At 75.1% G+C, this 19,370-nt stretch carries 16 protein-coding genes; 5 read left to right on the top strand and 11 right to left on the bottom strand.

Annotated elements, in window-relative coordinates; genetic code table 11:
• The first annotated feature begins 115 nt into the window (after positions 1-115).
• Together DMP17_RS33520 and DMP17_RS33515 are read left to right on the top strand one after the other, a co-directional pair.
• Positions 116-1,435: an ammonium transporter gene (locus DMP17_RS33520; protein ID WP_374203899.1), complete on the top strand. Its 1,320-nt coding sequence runs from the start codon at positions 116-118 to the stop codon at positions 1,433-1,435.
• Positions 1,432-1,770, top strand: a complete 339-nt coding sequence (locus DMP17_RS33515) for a P-II family nitrogen regulator (protein ID WP_226357319.1) — start codon at positions 1,432-1,434, stop codon at positions 1,768-1,770. The genes DMP17_RS33520 and DMP17_RS33515 overlap by 4 nt, the downstream gene beginning before the upstream one ends.
• 4 nt (positions 1,771-1,774) lie before the next feature.
• Here DMP17_RS33515 and DMP17_RS33510 read toward each other — a convergent pair whose 3' ends face one another.
• From DMP17_RS33510 to tkt, 9 genes are all read right to left on the bottom strand, one after another.
• The gene (locus DMP17_RS33510; RefSeq protein ID WP_226357318.1) at positions 1,775-3,004 is read right to left on the bottom strand and encodes a patatin-like phospholipase family protein; all 1,230 of its coding nucleotides are present in this window, start codon (positions 3,002-3,004) and stop codon (positions 1,775-1,777) included.
• A gap of 9 nt (positions 3,005-3,013) precedes the next feature.
• On the bottom strand, positions 3,014-3,487 hold the full coding sequence (locus DMP17_RS33505) for a VOC family protein (protein WP_337831638.1): 474 nt from the start codon (positions 3,485-3,487) through the stop codon (positions 3,014-3,016).
• A gap of 70 nt (positions 3,488-3,557) precedes the next feature.
• Positions 3,558-4,742: a formate-dependent phosphoribosylglycinamide formyltransferase gene (purT, locus tag DMP17_RS33500; protein WP_337831637.1), complete on the bottom strand. Its 1,185-nt coding sequence runs from the start codon at positions 4,740-4,742 to the stop codon at positions 3,558-3,560.
• A gap of 74 nt (positions 4,743-4,816) precedes the next feature.
• Positions 4,817-5,608: a 6-phosphogluconolactonase gene (gene pgl, locus DMP17_RS33495; protein WP_337831636.1), complete on the bottom strand. Its 792-nt coding sequence runs from the start codon at positions 5,606-5,608 to the stop codon at positions 4,817-4,819.
• Complete coding sequence (gene opcA, locus DMP17_RS33490) at positions 5,605-6,555, bottom strand: glucose-6-phosphate dehydrogenase assembly protein OpcA (RefSeq protein WP_226357314.1); 951 nt, start codon at positions 6,553-6,555, stop codon at positions 5,605-5,607. Before opcA ends, pgl begins: the two co-directional genes overlap by 4 nt.
• A gap of 40 nt (positions 6,556-6,595) precedes the next feature.
• Complete coding sequence (gene zwf, locus DMP17_RS33485; protein ID WP_226357313.1) at positions 6,596-8,140, bottom strand: glucose-6-phosphate dehydrogenase; 1,545 nt, start codon at positions 8,138-8,140, stop codon at positions 6,596-6,598.
• A 43-nt stretch (positions 8,141-8,183) separates the two neighbouring features.
• A complete protein-coding gene (locus DMP17_RS33480; protein WP_337831635.1) occupies positions 8,184-9,872 on the bottom strand; it encodes a hypothetical protein in 1,689 nt (562 codons plus the stop codon).
• On the bottom strand, positions 9,873-10,982 hold the full coding sequence (gene tal / locus DMP17_RS33475; protein ID WP_337831634.1) for a transaldolase: 1,110 nt from the start codon (positions 10,980-10,982) through the stop codon (positions 9,873-9,875).
• Between the two features lie 31 nt (positions 10,983-11,013).
• Positions 11,014-13,140: a transketolase gene (tkt, locus tag DMP17_RS33470; RefSeq protein ID WP_226357310.1), complete on the bottom strand. Its 2,127-nt coding sequence runs from the start codon at positions 13,138-13,140 to the stop codon at positions 11,014-11,016.
• Positions 13,141-13,651: 511 nt separating this feature from the next.
• Here tkt and DMP17_RS33465 point away from each other — a divergent pair.
• Complete coding sequence (locus DMP17_RS33465; RefSeq protein WP_337832775.1) at positions 13,652-14,572, top strand: heme o synthase; 921 nt, start codon at positions 13,652-13,654, stop codon at positions 14,570-14,572.
• Between the two features lie 16 nt (positions 14,573-14,588).
• Here DMP17_RS33465 and DMP17_RS33460 read toward each other — a convergent pair whose 3' ends face one another.
• Positions 14,589-15,269: a helix-turn-helix transcriptional regulator gene (locus tag DMP17_RS33460; RefSeq protein WP_337831633.1), complete on the bottom strand. Its 681-nt coding sequence runs from the start codon at positions 15,267-15,269 to the stop codon at positions 14,589-14,591.
• 179 nt (positions 15,270-15,448) lie between these two features.
• Here DMP17_RS33460 and DMP17_RS33455 point away from each other — a divergent pair, with 179 nt between their 5' ends.
• Together DMP17_RS33455 and DMP17_RS33450 are read left to right on the top strand one after the other, a co-directional pair.
• A complete protein-coding gene (locus DMP17_RS33455) occupies positions 15,449-16,351 on the top strand; it encodes a sucrase ferredoxin (protein ID WP_337831632.1) in 903 nt (300 codons plus the stop codon).
• Positions 16,348-17,298 (top strand): ABC transporter substrate-binding protein, encoded by a 951-nt coding sequence (locus DMP17_RS33450; protein ID WP_337831631.1) that lies wholly within the window; start codon positions 16,348-16,350, stop codon positions 17,296-17,298. The genes DMP17_RS33455 and DMP17_RS33450 overlap by 4 nt, the downstream gene beginning before the upstream one ends.
• Before the next feature lie 10 nt (positions 17,299-17,308).
• Here DMP17_RS33450 and DMP17_RS33445 read toward each other — a convergent pair whose 3' ends face one another.
• Positions 17,309-19,333 carry a prolyl oligopeptidase family serine peptidase gene (locus DMP17_RS33445; RefSeq protein WP_337831630.1) on the bottom strand — a complete coding sequence of 675 codons (2,025 nt, stop codon included), beginning with the start codon at positions 19,331-19,333 and terminating at the stop codon, positions 17,309-17,311.
• Positions 19,334-19,370 lie beyond the last annotated feature (37 nt).

Raw genomic sequence — 19,370 nt, 5'->3', positions numbered from 1 at the left:
GTGAAACACCGCCCGCGAAACATCTGTGCCGGGGTCGGGACGAGACCAACGGAGGGCACGCGTGGGCGTGAATGCGGGAGACACCGCGTGGGTGCTGGTCAGCGCCGCGCTGGTGATGTTGATGACGCCGGGACTGGCGTTCTTCTACGGCGGGATGACCCGCAGCAAGTCCGTGCTCAACATGCTGATGATGAGCACCATCTGCCTGGCCGTGGTCAGCGTCCTGTGGGCGCTGTACGGCTACAGCTGGGCCTTCGGCAACGACGTGGGCGGCGGCCTGATCGGCGGCGGGGAGTTCGCCGGGCTGGCGAACACCGTCGGCGCGATGGTCGGCGTCGGCAGCGACTCGGCCCCGTGGCCGGGCCCCGACGCCCTGCCCGCGCTGGCGTTCGTGATGTTCCAGCTCATGTTCGCGGTCATCACCCCGGCGCTGATCTCCGGCGCCGTCGCGGACCGCACGAAGTTCTGGGGCTGGACCGCGTTCGTCGTGCTGTGGGTGAGCATCGTGTACTTCCCGGTCGCGCACTGGGTGTTCGCCTTCGACGGCTTCACCGGCCCGGACAACGTCGGCGGCTGGATCGCCAACACCCTCAAGGCCGAGGACTTCGCCGGTGGCACCGCGGTGCACATCAACGCCGGTGCCGCGGCGCTCGCGCTGGCGATCGTGCTCGGCAAGCGGCGCGGCTGGCCGCGCGAGCCGATGCGCCCGCACAACCTGCCCTTCGTGCTGCTGGGCATGGCGCTGCTGTGGTTCGGCTGGTTCGGCTTCAACGCCGGTTCCGCGCTCGCTGCCGGCGACCTCGCCGCCACGGCGTTCACCAACACCATGCTCGCCACCGCCACCGCGCTGATCGGGTGGCTGCTCGTGGAGCAGTTCCGCGACGGCCACCCCACCACCCTCGGTGCGGCCTCGGGTGCCGTCGCCGGGCTGGTCGCGATCACCCCGGCCTGCGGGTTCGTGCAGCCGGTCGGGGCGCTGGCCATCGGGCTCATCGCCGGTGCGGTGTGCGCGCTGGCCGTCGGGCTGAAGTTCCGCTTCGGCCTCGACGACTCCCTCGACGTCGTCGGCGTCCACCTCGTCGGCGGCATCGTGGGCACCCTGCTCATCGGCTTCTTCGGCGACAACAGCGTCAATTCCGCCGCCGTCGGCGACAACGGCCTGTTCTACGGCGGCGGGCTGGTCCAGCTGGGCCGCCAGGCGCTCGCCGCGGGTGCGGTGCTGCTGTACTCCTTCGTCGTCGCGCTGGTCCTCGGCTACCTGATCAAGGTGACCATCGGGTTCCGCATCGACGAGGAGAACGAGGCCACCGGCATCGACGAGACCGAGCACGCCGAGACCGCCTACGACTTCTCGTCTCTGGGCACCCGCGCGCTCGCCGGGGCCTCCCGCCCCGCGACGCCGGCCACCCGCGAGCCCGTGGGGGAGACCCGATGAAGCTCGTCACCGCCATCGTCAAGCCGTTCGCGCTGGAGGACGTCCGCGGGGCGCTCGAACACCTCGCGGTGCTCGGGCTGACCGTCGGGGAGGTCCGCGGGCACGGCAGGCAGAAGGGGCACACCGAGATCTACCGCGGCGCGGAGTACTCGGTGGACTACGTGCCGAAGGTGCGCATCGAGACCGTCGTCGACGACGAGATCGCCGACAAGGTCGTCGACGCTATCGTCGAGGCGTCCCGCACCGGCAAGATCGGCGACGGCAAGATCTGGGTGCAGCCGGTCGAGACCATCGTGCGGGTCCGCACGGGCGAACGCGGCAGCGACGCCGTCTGAGCCCTCAGCGCGTCGCCGGACGGGCCGTCCGGCGACGCGCCGCCCCGCCCTCGGGGGCGACGGCGCCCGCGGCGTGCGCCGCACCCAGCTCCGCCGCCGCGGCGGCGAACACCGGGTCGAAGAACAGGAAGCTGAGCAGCTCCGCGCCGTGAGTGGTGTCGGCGTCCGGCACCGCGCCGCCCACCAGCCGTTCCAGCACCGCCAGCGACGGGTTCCGCAGCGCGCGCAGCCCGCCGTACTCGCGGCGGCGCACCGCGTCGGCCAGCTCCGCCAGCTCGGTGGCCCGGTCGGCGGGCGGCCCGGCGAACCAGGTCGCGATCCGGCGGTGCCGCCGGTCCTCGCCGCGGTCGACCAGCGCGTTGACCGCACGCAGGGTCCGCAGGTCCTCGGTCACCCCGGCGCCCAGCACGATGCGCAGCGCCAGCGCGGCGACCGCGTACACGTCGGGCACCCGGTCCGCCGGGGACAGCGCCGCGGCGGACTCGCCGAACGGGACGTCCGGTGTCGTCGCGACGACGCCGACCCGGTCCGCGCCCAGGCGCAGCGCGGGCTTGAGCGGGGTGTTGAGCCGGACCCCGCCGTCGAGGTACCAGCCGGCCGCCTCGCCCTCGATGCGGCGCGGCGCGAACAGCACCGGCACCGCGGCCGAGGCGAGCAGGTGGTCCGGGCCCAGCCGGGCGTCGACGTAGCGGATGTCGCGCCCCGGGTCGTACGGCGGCAGCGCCACGTCCGGCCCGCGCTCGACGAACACCGTGGTCCCGCCGGTCCCGGCCGCGGTGCACGCCACCCCGACGGCGTCGACCCGGCCGCGGGCGACGGCGTCGTGCAGCCGGTCCCAGTCGACGACCCGGTCCACGACCGGGCGCAGCCGGTCGGCGTCGAGGAGGCGGGTCACCCGGTCCGGCACCAGCAGCAGCCTGCGCAGCCACGACGGGACCCCGGCGAGGTCCCCGAGGTAGGCCGCGGTCGCCTCCACCGCCGACGACGGCAGCGCCACGACCTCGTCGGTGCGCACCGAGGACCAGCGGGCGACGAGCTCGGCGGCCGCGGCGTCCGGGGCGACGTCGGACAGCCCGGCCAGCGCCGCCACGTTCAGCGCGCCGGCACTCGTGCCGACCAGCACCGACGGCGCCGACCACCGCCGCGCCATCCGCGGCAGGAGCTCGGTCAGCGCGCCCGCCTCATAGGCCCCGCGCGCCCCGGCGCCGGCCACGACGAGTCCGGTCCGAGCCACCCGGCCAGGCTACCCGCGGTAGGCCCTCTCCAGGGCGACGGCGTCGAGCTTGCCGTGGGTGGCGTACACGGCCCGCGCGACCCGGGACCGGGCGTCGGCGTCCGGTGAGGTCAGCCACTCCCGCACGCCGGGCGGGATCACCTGCCAGGACACCCCGTAGCGGTCCTTGAGCCACCCGCAGGGCTGCTCGACACCGCCGTCGGCGAGGGCGTCCCAGTAGCGGTCGACCTCCTCGACGGACTCGCAGTGCACCTCCATCGAGATCGCCTCGGAGAGGGTGAACACCGGACCGCCGTTCAGCGCGGTGTAGGGCTGGCCGTTGATCCGGAACCCCACGGTCAGGACCCGGCCCTCCTGGTCGGGGACCTCCGGGCCGTAGTGCATGACGGTGTCGATGCCGGAGTCCGGGAAGATGCCGGTGTAGAACCGTGCCGCCTCCTCGGCGACGCCGTCGAACCACAGGCACGGCGTGATCGGCTTCATGATGTCGTCCCCTCCCCGCGACGCCGGCTCTCGGCGTCACACGAGGGGAGACCGGCGCGGTGCGCCCCGCTCATCGCTCCCGGGGGACCGGTCGCACCAGCCCGGCGGCGCGGGTCGCGCGCTCCCGGGCCGTGTCGACGTCGTCGGCGTGGGCGACCGCGACGCCCATCCGGCGTCGCTCGGTCGCGGTGGGCTTGCCGAACAGCCGCAGGTCCGCACCCTCGACCGCGAGCGCCTCGGCGACGCCCTCGTAGGCGGGGGCGTCCATCTCCTTGCCGCCGTAGACCACCGCCGACGCACCGGGGGAGCGCAGCGCGGTGTCCACCGGAAGGCCCAGCACCGCGCGGGCGTGCAGCTCGAACTCCGAGAGCCGCTGGGTCGCCAGGGTGACCAGGCCGGTGTCGTGCGGGCGCGGGCTGACCTCGGAGAACAGCACCTCGTCACCGCGGACGAACAGCTCCACCCCGAACAGGCCCCACCCGCCGAGCGCCTCGGTGATCCGGGCGGAGACGTCGCGGGCGGCGGCCAGCGCGGCGTCGGACATGGGCTGGGGCTGCCAGGACTCGACGTAGTCGCCGTTCTCCTGGCGGTGCCCGATCGGCTCGCAGAACGCGGTGCCGCCGGCGTGCCGGACGGTGAGCTGGGTGATCTCGTAGTCGAACTCGACGAAGCCCTCGACGATCACCCGCGGGTTCGACACCCGGGCGCCGGTGCGGGCGTACTCCCAGGCCGCCTCGGCGTCGTCCGCCGTCGTGAGCACCGACTGCCCCTTGCCCGACGACGACATCACCGGCTTGAGGACGCACGGCAGCCCGACCGTCGCGACGGCCTCGCGGACCTCGTCGAGGGTGTCGGCGAAGACGTACGGGGAGGTGGGCAGGCCCAGCTCCTCGGCGGCGAGGCGCCGGATGCCCTCGCGGTCCATGGTCAGCTTCGCGGCCCGCGCGGTGGGGACCACGGTCGTGCCGGCCGCCTCGATCTCCAGCAGGGCGCCGGTGGCGATGGCCTCGATCTCGGGGATGACGAGGTCGGGCGCCTCCTGCTCGATGAGCGTCGCCAGCGTCACCGGATCGGTCATGTCGATCGCGTGCCAGCGGTGCGCCACCTGGTGGGCGGGGGCGTGCGGGTAGCGGTCGACGGCGACGACCTCCACGCCCAGGCGCTGGAACGCGATCGCGACCTCCTTGCCCAGCTCACCCGAGCCGAGCAGCAGCACGCGGGTGGGGTCCGGGCCGAGCGGGGTGCCGATACGCATGACGGGGACCCTAACCGCAGGTCCACGTGCGACACCCCGCCCGGGCGCGGCATCTCACATCCGGGGGCCGCCCGTCAGGAGACCCGGGCGACGAACCCGTCGGGCAGGTCCGCGGCGGCCTCGGTGTCGAGCAGCCAGCGGGTCGTGACGGTGCCGCGGGCCCCACCGACCGGCAGCTCGGTCTCCGGCGTGCCGGTCAGCGCACCCGCGACGGCCGGTGCCTTGCCCGCCCCGGCGGCCACCACCCACACCTCGCGGGAGCGGCGCGCCGCGGCCAGGGTCAGCGAGATCCGGGTCGGCGGCGGCTTCGGGCAGTCGAACACCGCGACGACCGTCGCCGCCTGCTCGTGCACGGCGGGGGAGTCGGGGAACACCGAGAGGGTGTGGCCCTCCTCGCCCATCCCGACCAGGGTCACGTCGAACGCGGGGACGCCGTCGTCGTCGGGGCCTGCCAGGTCGTCGAGCAGCCGGGCGTAGTCGGCGGCCGCGGCGAGGGCGTCGTCGCGGGTGCCGCCGCCCGCCGGGGCCGCGGGCATCGGGTGCACACGCGCCGGGTCCAGCGGCAGCGCGTCGAGCAGGGCCTCGCGGGCCTGGCGGTCGTTGCGCTCGTCGTCGTCGGCGGGCACGAAGCGCTCGTCGCCCCAGAACAGGTCCACCCGGGCCCAGTCGACGGCGTCGCGCGCCGGGGAGGCGGCGACGTCGCGCAGCAGCTGGATCCCGACCCCGCCGCCGGTGAGCACCAGCCGCGGGACGGTGCCCGCGGCCTGCAGGTCCACCAGTGCGGTGACCAGCCGGGCCGCGGTCGCCGCGGCGAGTGCGTCCTTGTCCGGGTGCACCGCGACCTGGACCTGCGTCGCGGCGCTCACGCGCGCACCTTCACCGGGGTGCGGCCGCGGGTCACCTTCGCCACCCCGGCGAGGGCCTCGGCGTAGACCTCGTCCGGGTCGAGCCTGCGCAGCTCCTCGGCGAGGCAGTCCGACACGTGCCGCCGGGCCAGCGCGATCAGCCGTTCCGGCTGGCCGGGCTGGGTCAGCCGGGCGGTCTTGCCGTCCGGGCGGGCCAGCTCGACGTCACCGGACGGGCGCGTCAGCCGGACCAGCGAGAGCCCGTTGTCCTTCTCCGACGGCGAGCGCTTCACCTTCACCCCCAGGCTCGCGGCGAGCCAGCCCGCGATCAGCTCGGTGGACGGCGACACCGCCTCCCCGGCGACGACCGCGGAGCTGATGTCCTCGTACGGCGGCACGTCCAGCGCGGCCGCCAGCTGCGCCCGCCACTGCGTGAGCCGGGTCCAGGTCAGGTCGGTGTCGCCGGGCGCGTAGTCCTTGCGGCGCGCCTCGAACGCCTTCACCGGGTTCTTCGACGACAGCGCGTCGGTGATGCGGCGCTGCGCGAGGCGGCCCACCGCGTCCTCCGACGGCGAGGCGGGCGCCTCGTTCGGCCACCACGCGACGACCGGGGCGTCCGGCAGCAGCAGCGGCATGACCATGCCCGCCCCCGCCTCCTCGGCCGCCAGCGGCCCGTAGCCGCGCAGCACGATCACCTCGCTGGCGCCGGCGTCGCCGCCGACCCGGATCTGGGCGTCGAGCCGCGGCGAGGCCCGCCGCTGCCCGCGGGCCAGGACGATCACCCGGCACGGGTGCTCGCGGCTGGCCGCGTTGGCGGCGTCGACGGCGCGCTCCAGCTCGGGCCCGTCGTCGGTGACGACGACCAGGGTCAGCACCCGGCCCAGCGCGAACACCCCGCCGGACTCGCGGAGCTCGACGAGCTTGCGGTTGACCGCCGAGGTGGTGCTCGACGGGAGATCGATGATCACGATGGGGTCTCCGTCTTCTCCGCGACTGCCGTCCGTGCGCTCACGGCCGCCTCCAGTGGCGCCCGGTGCGGGCCAGCATCTCCTCGGCCGACACCGGGCCCCAGGACCCGGCGGGGTAGGAGTCCGGGCCGCGCGCGTCGGCGGCCCAGTGCTCCAGGACCGGGTCGAGGATCTCCCAGGACCGCTCGACCTCCTCGTTCACCGGGAACAGCGACGGCTCGCCCAGCAGCACGTCGAGGATGAGGCGCTCGTAGGCCTCGGGGGACGCCTCGGTGAAGGCGTTGCCGTAGCCGAAGTCCATCGTGACGTCGCGGACCTCCATCTGGCTGCCCGGCACCTTGGACCCGAAGCGCATGGTGACGCCCTCGTCCGGCTGCACCCGGATGACCAGGGCGTTCTGCCCCAGCTCCTCGGTCATCGTCGCGTCGAACGGCAGGTGCGGGGCCCGCTTGAACACCACGGCGATCTCGGTGACGCGGCGGCCCAGACGCTTGCCGGTGCGCAGGTAGAACGGCACCCCGGCCCAGCGGCGGTTCTCGACCTCGCAGGTGATCGCGGCGAAGGTCTCGGTGGTCGACTCCGGGTTGAAGCCCTCCTCCTCCTTGAGGCCGGGCACCTCCTCGCCGCCCTGCCAGCCGCCCTCGTACTGGCCGCGGGCGGTGGTGGCGTCGAGCGGGTGCGCGAGCTTGACCGCCTTGAGGACCTTGATCTTCTCGGCGCGCAGCTCGTCGGAGGAGAACGACGTCGGCTCCTCCATCGCGGTGAACGCGAGCAGCTGCAGCAGGTGGTTCTGGATGACGTCGCGGGCGGCGCCGATGCCGTCGTAGTAGCCGGCACGACCGCCCAGGCCGATGTCCTCGGCCATGGTGATCTGGACGTGGTCGACGTAGTTGGCGTTCCAGATCGGCTCGAACAGCTGGTTGGCGAACCGCAGCGCCAGCACGTTCTGGACGGTCTCCTTGCCGAGGTAGTGGTCGATGCGGAACACCGAGTCCTCGGGGAAGACGTCGTTGACGATCGCGTTCAGCTCGATGGCCGAGGCGAGGTCGTGCCCGAACGGCTTCTCGATGACGACCCGGCGCCACACGTCCGGGTCCTCCTGCGCGGACAGCCCCGAGCGGGCGAGCTGCTTGCAGACCACCGGGAACGCGCCGGGCGGGATCGACAGGTAGAACGCGTGGTTGCCGCCGGTGCCGCGCTTCTCGTCCAGCTCGCGGACGGTGCGCTCCAGCTCGTCGAAGGCGGCGTCGTCGTCGAAGGAGCCCTGGACGAACCGCAGCCCCTCGGCGAGGCGGTCCCACACCTCCTGCCGGAACGGGGTGCGGGCGTGCTCGCGCACGGCCTCGTAGACGACCTGGCCGAAGTCCTCGTGGTCCCAGTCGCGGCGGGCGAAGCCGGTGAGGGCGAAGCCCGGCGGCAGCAGCCCCCGGTTGGCGAGGTCGTAGATCGCGGGCATGAGCTTCTTGCGGGACAGGTCCCCGGTCACTCCGAAGATCACCAGTCCGCAGGGGCCGGCGATCCGGGGGAGCCGCTTGTCACGGGGGTCGCGCAGCGGGTTGGTCCGTCCGCCGTTCGCGGTGGGCATCGCCCCTCCTAGTACTGGTGTTCTCGTGATCGGGGCACCGGGGTCACGGTTCTGTCGGGGGCTCTGTCGACGTCTGTGTCGATGTCACCGCCCTGGCCAGGGTGACCAGCCCGGCGAGCCGGTCGGTCAGGTGCAGCCGGAGCACCGGACGTCCCCGGCGTCGCTGGTCGTCGATGACCGCCCGGGCCTGTGCCGCGTGCAGGCTATCCAGTCCCGGCCCGTGCGGCACGGTGTCCGCGCCGACGGACCCCGGAAGATCACCGCCGGGACCGTTCCCGGTCAGGTGACAGTGCACCGCGACGTCCGGTGCGCCGGTGTCGCCGCTGCGGCAGGCCGGGGCCCAGCCGAACGCGACGGGCAGCCCGAGCCGGGCCACCAGCGGCCCGCGCAGCACCGCGACCGAGGCGTCGGACTCCGGGTCCAGCCAGGCCGAGACCACCGCGGGGGCCCCCTCGGCGACGGCGGCCAGCGCGTCGAGCGCACCGGCGACGGTGCGGGTGCCGGGCGGCAGCCAGTCCCCGGCGTGCACGGCGATCCCGCCGTCGACGAACGACGGCTCGGGGTCGGGACCGTCGGCCGGCGCGGGCGGCGCGGGCGCGAACGGGTCGGTGTCGAGGACCCGCCCGGCCAGCGCCGCGGCGGCCTGCCACAGCACGACCGCGGCACCCGGGCCCGCGTCGAGCCGCACCGCGCCGTGGCCCGGCCCGGGCCGCGGGCCGGTGCCGTCGGCGTGCACGTCCACGACGCCCGCGGGTGCGGTGGGCTCCTGCGGGGCGGGGCCCGCGCCGACCGGCTCGTCGGGCGGCACCGGCACGACGGTGAGCCCGGCGGCGGTGAGCAGCGGGGCCAGCCAGCCGGTGAGGGCGGGGGAGCGTTCGGCGTCGCGCAGGGCCAGCAGCGAGCCACGGCCCGCGGCCAGGGCGCCGGCCAGCAGCAGCGCCGGGTTGTCCGGGTCGTCGGCGGCCAGCGCGCGCTCGGCGGCGACGGCGTCGCCCAGGACGGCGGGCACGTCCGCCCCGGCGAGCCCCGCGGGGACCAGCCCGAGCGGGCCCAGCACACCGAAGCGGCCCGGCACGTCGGCGTCGAGGGTGACCACGACCGGGCCGGGGTTGCCGGGGACGTCCAGCGGCGAGCCGGGCTCGGTCAGGTGCACGGTGCGCGCGGCGAGGGCGTCGGCGCCGACCTCCTCGGCGATCGCGGCGGCGACCACCCGGGTCACGGCCGCGACGACGGGGTCGGTGCCCGCCGCGTCGGCGACGACGAGGACGGTCTCGGCGAGCTCCCCGGACAGCGCCTCCGCGACCTGCACCGGGTCCGCGGAGTCCAGCGCGGTCAGCCGCGTCCCGCCCGGGTCGGTGCCGGCGACGACGCGGGCCGCGGCGACCGCGTCGGGCGTGCCGACGAGCAGCACCCGGTGCGCACCGGCGACGACGAACCGTTCGCGCAGCGCGGCGACCTGCCCGACGAGTGGCCGGCTGCGGGCGGCGAGCCCGGTCCAGCCGGTCCGGGGCGGGGCCCCCGCGGCGCGGGGCCCCCAGACGCTGGGGTCGGCGTCGGCGAGCCGGGAGGCGACGGTCTCGCCGGCCAGCTCGGCGGCGATCCGCCGGGCCGCTCCGGCGAACGGCTCACCGGCGAGCCGCACCCGCACCGGGGACGGTGCGGGTGCGGACGGGCCGCCGGTGGCGGCGGAGCCGAGGTCGGCCCCGTCGCCACCGGGAGTGGCCTCGTTCAACTACTTCGCGGAGTCGAGCTGGCCGCGGACGGTGTCCTGCAGCTCGGTCCAGGACTTCTCGAACTTCTCGACGCCCTCGTTCTCCAGGGTGAGGAACACGTCGTCGAGGTCGATGCCGAGGTCCTCCAGGTCGGTGAACACCGTCTGGGAGGCGCCCGCGGTGTCGCTGACCTTGTCCCCGTCGACCTCACCGTGGTCGGCGAAGGCCGTCAGGGTCTTCTCCGGCATGGTGTTGACGGTGTTGTCCACGACCAGCTCGGACACGTACAGCGTGTCCGGGTAGTCCGGGTTCTTCACCCCGGTGGAGGCCCACAGCGGGCGCTGGGCGTGCGCGCCGTGCTCCGCGAGGGCGTCCCAGCGGGCACCGGAGAACGCGTCGCGGTAGGCGGCGTAGGCCAGCCGCGAGTTCGCGACGGCCGCCTTGCCGCGCAGGCCGAGCGCGGCGTCGCCACCGATCTTCTCCAGCCGGCCGTCGATCTCGGAGTCCACCCGGGACACGAAGAACGAGCCGACCGAGTGGATGCGGGACAGGTCCTGCCCGTTCTCCCTCGCCTGCTCCAGGCCGGTCAGGTAGGCGTCCATGACGAGCTTGTAGCGCTCGACGGAGAAGATCAGCGTCACGTTCACGCTGATGCCCTCGGCGGTCGCCCGGGTGATGGCCGGCAGGCCCTCCTCGGTCGCCGGGATCTTCACCAGCAGGTTGGGCCGGTCGACGGCCTTCCACAGGTCCTGGGCCTGCGCGACGGTGCCCTCGGTGTCGTGCGCGAGGCGCGGGTCCACCTCCAGGGAGACCCGGCCGTCGACGCCGCCGGTGCGCTCCCAGGTGCCGGAGAACACGTCGCAGGCGTGCTGCACGTCGGCGACGGTGATCTCGCGGATCGCGGTGTCGACGTCGGCACCGCGGGCGGCCAGCTCGCGGACCTGCTCGTCGTAGGCGGCGCCGTCGGACAGCGCACCGGCGAAGATCGTCGGGTTGGTGGTCACCCCGACGACGTGCTTGTCCTCGATCAGGGCGGCGAGGTTGCCGCTGGCCAGGCGCTCCCGGGACAGGTCGTCGAGCCAGATGGACACCCCGGCCGCGGACAGTGCGGCCAGTCGATCGTTGCTCATGATTCTCTCCTTGCGATCGGGTGCCGTCGGTTCAGGAGGACTTCTCGGTCGCGGCGAGGGTCTCCCGCGCGGCCGTGGCGACGGTGTCGGCGGTGAAGCCGAACTTCTCGAACAGGGTGGCCTGGTCGGCGCTGGCACCGAAGTGCTCGATCGACACCGACCGGCCGAGCTCGCCGACGTAGCGGTACCAGGGCATCGCGATGCCGGCCTCGACCGAGACACGGGCCTTGACCGCGGTCGGCAGGACCGACTCGCGGTACTGCTCGTCCTGGGCCTCGAACCACTCGACGCACGGCATCGAGACGACCCGGGTGCCGACGCCCTCGCCCTCGAGCTGCTCGCGGGCGGCCAGCGCCAGGTGCAGCTCGGAGCCGGTGGCGATGATGATCACCTGCGGGACGCCCGAGGACGCCTCGGAGATCACGTAACCACCGCGGGCGACGCCCTCGGCGGAGGTCCCGGCGACGGTCGGGACGTTCTGCCGGGTCAGCGCGAAGCCGACCGGGCCGCCGTCGGGCCGCTCCAGGGCGGCCTTCCAGGCGTAGGCGGTCTCGTTGGCGTCACCGGGGCGCACCATCGACAGGCCGGGGATGGCCCGCAGCGACGCCAGGTGCTCGATCGGCTGGTGGGTGGGGCCGTCCTCGCCGAGGCCGATCGAGTCGTGCGTCCACACGTAGATCGGGTTCGTCTTCATCAGCGCCGCGAGCCGCACGGCCGGGCGCATGTAGTCGGAGAAGACGAGGAACGTGCCGCCGTAGGCCCGGGTCGGGCCGTGCAGCGAGATGCCGTTCAGCACCGCGCCCATGGCGTGCTCGCGGACACCGAAGTGCAGCGTGCGGCCGTAGGGCGAGGTGGTCCACATGCCGGTCGAGGCCGACTTGGGGCCGAACGAGTCGGCACCCTTCATCGTGGTGTTGTTCGACTCGGCCAGGTCGGCCGAGCCGCCCCACAGCTCGGGCAGCACGTCGGCCAGCGCACCGAGCACGGCGCCGGAGGCCTTCCGGGTGGCCATGCCCTTCTCGTCGATGTCCCAGTGCGGGAGGGAGGCCTCCCAGCCGTCGGGCAGCCGGCCGGCCTTCAGCCGCTCCAGGAGCGCCTTGCGCGCGGGCTCGCGCTGCTCCCACTCGTCGAAGGTGCCCTGCCAGGAGTCGTGCGTGGCGCGGGAGCGCTCGCCGACCGCGCGGGTGTGGGCGAGGACGTCGTCGTCGACCTCGAAGTCCTGGTCCGGGTCGAACCCGAGGACCTTCTTGACCTCGCGGACCTCGTCGTCGCCCAGCGCGGCACCGTGCGCGGCGCCGGTGTTCATCTTGTTCGGCGACGGGTAGCCGATCACCGTCCGCAGGATGATGATCGACGGGCGGTCGGTCTCGGCCTTGGCGGCCTCCAGCGCGGCGAGGATGCCGGTGACGTTCTCGCCGCCCTCGACGACCTGCACGTGCCAGTTGTAGGCCTCGTAGCGCTTCGCCGTGTCCTCGTTGAGGGCGATGTTGGTGTCGTCCTCGATGGAGATCTCGTTCGCGTCGTAGATCACCGTGAGGTTGCCCAGCTCCTGGCGACCGGCCAGCGACGACGCCTCGGAGGTGACGCCCTCCTCGATGTCGCCGTCGGAGGCGATCACGTAGATCTGGTGGTCGAACGGCGAGGAACCCTCGGGGGCGTCCGGGTCGAACAGGCCGCGCTCGCGGCGGGCCGCGATCGCCATGCCGACGGCCGAGGACAGCCCCTGGCCCAGCGGGCCGGTGGTCATCTCGACGCCGCGGGTGTGGCCCCACTCCGGGTGGCCCGGGGTCAGCGAACCCCACTTCCGCAGCTGCTCCAGGTCCTCGCGCTCGAGGCCGTAGCCGGCCAGGAAGAGCTGGATGTAGAGGGTGAGGCTGGAGTGCCCGGCGGACAGGACGAACCGGTCGCGGCCCATCCAGTCGGGGTCGGCCGGGTCGTGCCGCATGACGCGCTGGAACAGCGTGTACGCCAGCGGGGCCAGGCTCATCGCGGTGCCGGGGTGTCCGCTGCCGCACTTCTGGACCGCGTCCGCGGCCAGTACACGAACGGTGTCCACGGCCCTGCGGTCGAGGTCGGTCCAGTCGTCGGGGACGTGCGCGCGGGTGAGCGCGGCGACGGCGCCGTCCCCGGCGTGGGGGGACGTAGCGGTGTCGGACAAGGCGATGGCTCCTGTACTCGCGTCGACGAATGTCGGTCTGCCGGTCGTGGATCCGGATACCCGCCCGGTGGTCGCGGCCGTTCCGCAGGCGGCGACGTCGGCGGGTGTGTGGTGCGACCCGGATCACCTGGCGGCATCGTCGCCGCCCCGACGCGGAATACCCTACTGCTCACGCCCGCGGCCTGCGGCTTTGCGCCTCGTGGCGATCGGCGGTCCGGCCCGCCGGGGACCGCGTACCCGGCGGGCCCGCGACGCATGCCACCGGTTAGCATCGACGCGCTGTAGAACTAGGGAGGTCGCCACCGCGGCGACCACCCCGTGTCCACGGCACCGAGCCGGTGCGGCCCCTCGGGCGGCGCGGCACGGGATCACTACGTCGAACCGAGCGAGGTACGGACAGGTGAGCGCACCCGCGTCAGGGCGGAGCCGGGCCGACGAGGCCGGGGTCCCGGCCGAGCACGTCCCGGCCGGACCGGACGCCGCGCCGGCGGCGACGCCCCCCGCCACGACCGTGGTGGTGCCGGCGGCACCGACCGGGCGTCTCGCGCGCGTCCGCGCCACGGTGGCGGCCTATCTGGGCCTCACCAAGACGCGGATCATCGAGCAGCTGCTCGTGGTCACCGTGCCCGCCATGTTCCTGGCCCAGCGCGGTGTGCCGTCGCTGTTGCTGATCGCGGCCACCCTGGTCGGCGGCGCGATGGCCGCGGCCGCGGCGCACGCGCTGAACTGCGTCGTCGACGCCGACATCGACCAGAAGATGGCGCGCACCGCCCGCCGCCCGCTGGCGAGGGGACAGGTCCCCACGCGCAACGCGCTGGTGTTCGGCCTGATCCTGGCCGCGCTGAGCTCGGTGTGGCTGGGCCTGACCACGAACTGGCTGGCCGCCGCGCTGTCGCTGGCCGCGATCGCGTTCTACGTGCTCGTCTACACGATGCTGCTCAAGCGGCGGACCTCGCAGAACATCGTGTGGGGCGGTGCCGCGGGCTGCATGCCGGTGGTGATCGGCTGGGCCGCGGTGACCGGCACCGTCGAGTGGCCCGCGCTGGTCATGTTCGGTGTGATCTTCTTCTGGACGCCGCCGCACTTCTGGGCGCTGGCGATGCGCTACCGCGAGGACTACGCCGCCGCCGGGGTGCCGATGCTCCCGGTCGTCGCACCCGCGCCCGCGGTGTCGGTGCGGATCGTGGTCTACAGCTGGGTGATGGTGGCCTGGAGCCTGCTCCTGCTGCCGGCGACGTCGTGGGTGTACCTCGCGGTGGCGCTGCTCGGCGGGGCGTACTTCGTGTTCCGGGCGCACCGGCTGCACCACCAGGTGAAGTCCGGCGGCGAGATCTCCCCGATGCCGCTGTTCCACCTGTCGAACATCTACCTGTGCGTGCTGTTCGCGGCGATCGCCGTCGACGCCGCGCTGGGGCTGCCGGTCCTGTTCTGACCCGGCCCGCCCGCGGTCAGCGGGACCGCCGGCCCGTCGTGCCCAGGGCGCCCGGGGTCCGCCCGGTCGCCTCGCGGAAGGCCCGGACGAACGAGCTCGCCGTGCGGTAGCCGACGGCGTGCGCGGTCTCGATCACGTTGCGCCCCTCGGCGAGCAGCCGGGCCGCGGCCCGCACCCTGGCCTGCGTCCGCCACTGGGCGAAGGTCATCCCGGTCTCCTCGCGGAACCGGCGCAGCAGCGTCCGCGCGCTCCACCCGACCCGGCGGCTCCACACCTCGGCGGGATGCGCCGCACCCGGCGCGGCGACGATGCCCCGGGCGACGAGTGCCAGCCGGGGGTCGGTCGGCATCGGCAGGTCGGCGACGCCACCGGTGACCGGTTCCACCGAGTCCAGCGCGACGGCCTCCGCGCGCCGCCGTGCCTCCTCGGGCAGGTCCCCGCGGTCCAGGTGCTCGACCAGACCGGCCCAGGCCGGCCCGAACCGGACGACCCCGGGCGGCAGCTCCGGGGCCCACCGGCCCGGCTCGACGAACGTGCACCGGTACCCGGTGCGGCCGGTCACGACGCCCCGGTGCGGTGTCCCGGCGGGGATCCAGATCCCGGCGCCGACCGGCACGATCCAGGACAGGCGGTCGATCTCGACCGTGCGCGGCCCGGACGCCGCCCAGACCAGCTCGTGGCACGGGTGCTGGTGCACCCGGACGTGCACGTCCGCCGGTGGCGGTGAGGTCCACCGGGTCCAGACGCGGTCGCGCGACGGTCCGGGCGCTCGTCGCGGACGTGCACCCCGACGGTCAGCCGCCGCTGTCGGGAACTCGACATCATGGGACCGTTCATGAACACAGGCTAGGCTGCCCACACTCCTACGGTGTCCGGGTGACGATCACGGACCTGCCGACCGCACCACCGGCGTGCGCGGCGATCTCCCGCGCGCTGCGGGAACCCCTGCGCGGCACGGCCGCCACCGCCGTGGGCTGGCTGCTCGTGGAGCACTCCGGCCCGTGGGGCGACGGCGCCCTCGACCGGGCCGACGAGCGCTGGGGCGCGCTGGTCGAGGAGCGCTTCGAGGAGGCGGGGGCACGGGTCCTGCTGGTCCGCGAGCCGGGCCGGGCCCGGCCCGGTGGCCGGCGCCGGGTGCACCTCGTGCACTCCGGGCGGGGCGGGCCGTGGCACGAGGAGCTGCGGGTCGACGACCTCTCGGCGCTGCTGGACCTCGACCCGGCCGTGGTGGCGTCGGCGTCGGCACCCGGCCTCGGGACTCCGGTGACCCGGCCGTGGTTCCTGGTGTGCACGCACGGCCGCAAGGACGCCTGCTGCGCGGTGCTGGGCCGCCCGGTGGCGCGGGCGCTGGCGTCGACCGGGCGGGTGTGGGAGACCACGCACCTGGGTGGCGACCGGTTCGCGGCGGCGGTGGTCGTCCTGCCGCACGGCTACTACCTCGGCCACGTCGACCCGGCCGACGCCGGGGCGCTGGCCGCCGACACCGACCGGGGGCTGCTGTCGCTGCGGCACCTGCGCGGGCGGTGCTGCGACCCGCCGGAGCTGCAGATCGCCGAGCACGTGGTCCGGGAGCGGCACGGTCTGCGCGGGATCGACGACGTGGTCCCGCTCCCCGGCGGGGACCCCTGCGGGGACGGGGTGGTGGTGGACCGGCCGGGCGGCCGGGACCGGGTCCGGCTGAGCCCGGCGCCGCTGCCCGAACGCCTGACGTCGTGCTCGGCGGGGGAGCGGGGACGCCCCGACCCGCGGTCCGCGACCGTCACCGCGGTGGCCCGGTGAGTGCCCCGGTGCCCGCCCCCGTGCCCGGCCGCGTGGGCGGTCGCGTGTCCCGGCGCGCCGCGCTCGGGCTGCTCGGGGCGGCGGTCCTCGGCGCCTGCGGCACCCCTGCGCCCGGCACCCCGGCGTCCGGAGGCCCGGCGCCCGCCGGCCCGGATCCCGCGGAGGCCGGGGCACGGGTCGTGACGCTGGTGCCCGCGCTGCTCGACGCCGCGCTCGCGGTCGGGGTGCGACCGGTGCTGGCGGCCGTCGTCGGGAGCACCCTGCCCCCGCACCTCACCGGGATCGCGGACGGCGTCCCGCTGACGAACGCGGGTGTCGGCGTCGACCTCGAGCGGGTGGCTCGCGAGCGGCCGGACCTGATCCTCACCCAGACCGGTCCGGACAACCACGCCGACCTGCTGCGCCGGATCGCGCCGACCGCCGAGATCGCGGTCCCGCAGCCGGCCGCGCGGTGGCGGGAGTACGTGGCGGCCGCCGCCGCGGCGATGGACCGGGCCCCGGCGACCGCCGCCGCCGAGCAGGAGCTGGCCCGGCACGTCGCCGGGGCGCGCACCGTGCTCGCCTCCCGGCCGGGCACGGTGTCGGTCCTGCAGGTCGACAGCGACGGCGTCCGCGTCTACGGCCCGGACTCCTTCGCCGGCTCCCTGCTCCGCGAGGCGGGCGCGACGACCGCGCCCACCCCGCCCGGGGTGTCCTGGAACGCCGACGGCTACCTCGGGGTCAGCCGGGAGCGGCTGGCCGAGGTGGCCGGCGACACGGTCTTCCTGCTGGTGCGGGTCGCCGAGGGCGAGGACGACGCCGAGGTCGCCCGGGACCCGCTGTGGCGGTCCCTGCCCGCGGTCCGGGCCGGGCGCGCCGTCACGGTGGACCGGGGCACGTGGGTGCACCGCGGCTACGCGAGCGCGGCCCGGGTGCTCGACGACGCGGCCCGGTCCCTGCGCGGCTGAGGGCCGCCGGTCACCGCAGCAGGTGCGGCGTCTCCCACTCCGCGCCCAGCACGTGGTAGTCCAGGAACGCCCACACCGTGCGGTACCAGACCTTCGCGTGGTTCGGCGCGAGCACCCAGTGGTTCTCGTCGGGGAAGTACAGGAACCGGTGCGGGTTGGCGTCCGGGTCGGCCTGCCGGGACACCAGGTCCCACCACAGCCGCAGCCCCTCGCCGATCGGGACCCGATGGTCACGGTCGCCGTGGATCACCAGCATCGGGGTGACGATCGCGTCGGCGTGGTGGTGCGGGCTGTTGGCCTGCGCCATCGCCGGGGTCATCTCGGTGAGCCAGTACTCGGCGTGGTCGGTCGTCGGCCCGAACTGGTCGAGGGCCCACAGGCTGGCGTGGGTGACGACCGCGGCGAACCGGTCGGTGTGCCCGGCCACCCAGTTGGCCATGTAGCCGCCGAAGGAGCCGCCCATCGCCGCGGTCCGGGTGCCGTCGATCTCCGGCCGGGCGACGGCGGCGTCGGTGGCGGCCATCAGGTCGGTGAACGGCGCGCCGCCCCAGGCGCCCCAGCCGCGCTGGACGAAGTCCTGGCCGTAGCCGGTCGACAGTGCCGGGTCGGGCAGCAGCACGGCCCAGCCGCGCGCGGCCATCAGCCACGGGTTCCACCGCCACGACCAGGCGTTCCAGCTGGCCAGCGGGCCGCCGTGGATCCACAGCAGCAGCGGCGCCGGGTGCTCGGCGTCGGCGCCGTCGGGCAGGACCAGCCAGGCGCGGACCCGGGTGCCGTCGGCCGCGGTGGTCTCCAGCTCGGTGAGCGTGCCGGGCAGTGCGGGCGCGTCTGCGGGGGCGGGCAGGAGCTCGGGGTCGGCGTCGCGGCCGTCGGCGGGGACGCGGACCGGGGCCGGGGGCGCGTCGTAGGCGTGGCGCAGCGCGTAGACCCATCGCCCGTCCGGCGACGGGCACGGGTCGGAGTAGGCGCCGTGGTCACCGGTGAGCCGGGTGACGGTGTCGTCCTGCGGGGTCGCGCCCGGGTCGATCCGGAACAGCGGGCCGCGGCCGTTCTCGTCGGCGGTCACGATCAGGGCCGACCCGTCGCGCGTCCAGCGGGCCGCGGTGGGCCAGCGGTCCCAGCCCGGTGCCACCGGGCGCGGCGCGCCACCGGCGAGCGGGACCAGGACCAGGTCGATCCGCGGCGCGACCTCCGGGGTGGAGACGCGTTCGCGCAGCGCGACGACGGTCCGCCCGTCCGGGCTGATCCGGGGCGCGCCGTACTCGTGGCCGTCGTCGTCGGTCAGGTCGCGGTGCTCCCCGGTCGCGGTGTCGACCACGACCAGGCCGGGCCGCCAGGTGCCGTGGCCGTGCGCGCGGTACCAGCCGGTCACCACCGAGCCGCCGTCGGGGGAGACGTCGAAGGCGGTCTCGTCCAGCGCGCGGCCGGGTGCCGGCGTGAGGTCCGTCCACGGGTCGGTGTCCTCGGGGGAGGCCAGGAGCAGCCGTTCCTCGGCCGGGCCGAGGTCGTGGTCCCAGTGCCGCACCGGGTAGCCGGTGTGCAGGATCGCGGTGACCTTGCCCTCGGTGCGCGCGGTGCGGCGCTGCTCGTCGTCGTCGGTCGTCACCGCGCCGGGCAGCGTGGGGGAGGACACGACGACGGTCCCCGCGTCGGCGGCGACGGCGACCGCGGAGATCCCGCCGGGCCGCGACCCGGCGGGCGCGGCCTCACCGCCGGCCGCGGGCAGCCGCCACAGCGCGGTCGGCGGCTCGGTCTCCCCGGTGGCGTCGGGGTCCGGGCGGGCCGACCGGAACAGCAGGTCGCCGTCGGGGGTGAAGACCGGCCCGGACTCGCCGGCCGTGCCCCGGGTCAGCCGCCGCGCCGGGGCCTCGCCCGCGGGGTCGACCTCCCACAGCGCGGTCCGGTAGCGGGTGCCGTCGGCGTCGAGCTCGGCGACCCCGGTGACCAGCCGCGTGCCGTCGGGGGACAGGGCGAGCCCGCCGAGGCGGGGGAGCGCGACGTAGGCGTCGAGGTCGTGGAAGGGGGTGTCGGTCACGCCGTCGGTTCTACCGCACGCCGCGCGGCGGACCGAC

The organism is Pseudonocardia sp. TMWB2A, assembly GCF_017312135.1.
The sequence above is the reverse complement of the archived record's forward strand: the minus strand, read 5'-3'. Positions and strand labels throughout refer to the sequence as shown.

Coding starts and splice junctions, on each gene's coding strand:
- DMP17_RS33520 (WP_374203899.1), top strand. CDS start 116: ATGTTGATGACGCCGGGACTGGCGTTCTTCTACGGCGGGATGACCCGC.
- DMP17_RS33515 (WP_226357319.1), top strand. CDS start 1,432: ATGAAGCTCGTCACCGCCATCGTCAAGCCGTTCGCGCTGGAGGACGTC.
- DMP17_RS33505 (WP_337831638.1), bottom strand. CDS start 3,487: ATGAAGCCGATCACGCCGTGCCTGTGGTTCGACGGCGTCGCCGAGGAG.
- purT (WP_337831637.1), bottom strand. CDS start 4,742: ATGCGTATCGGCACCCCGCTCGGCCCGGACCCCACCCGCGTGCTGCTG.
- zwf (WP_226357313.1), bottom strand. CDS start 8,140: ATGCCCACCGCGAACGGCGGACGGACCAACCCGCTGCGCGACCCCCGT.
- tal (WP_337831634.1), bottom strand. CDS start 10,982: ATGAGCAACGATCGACTGGCCGCACTGTCCGCGGCCGGGGTGTCCATC.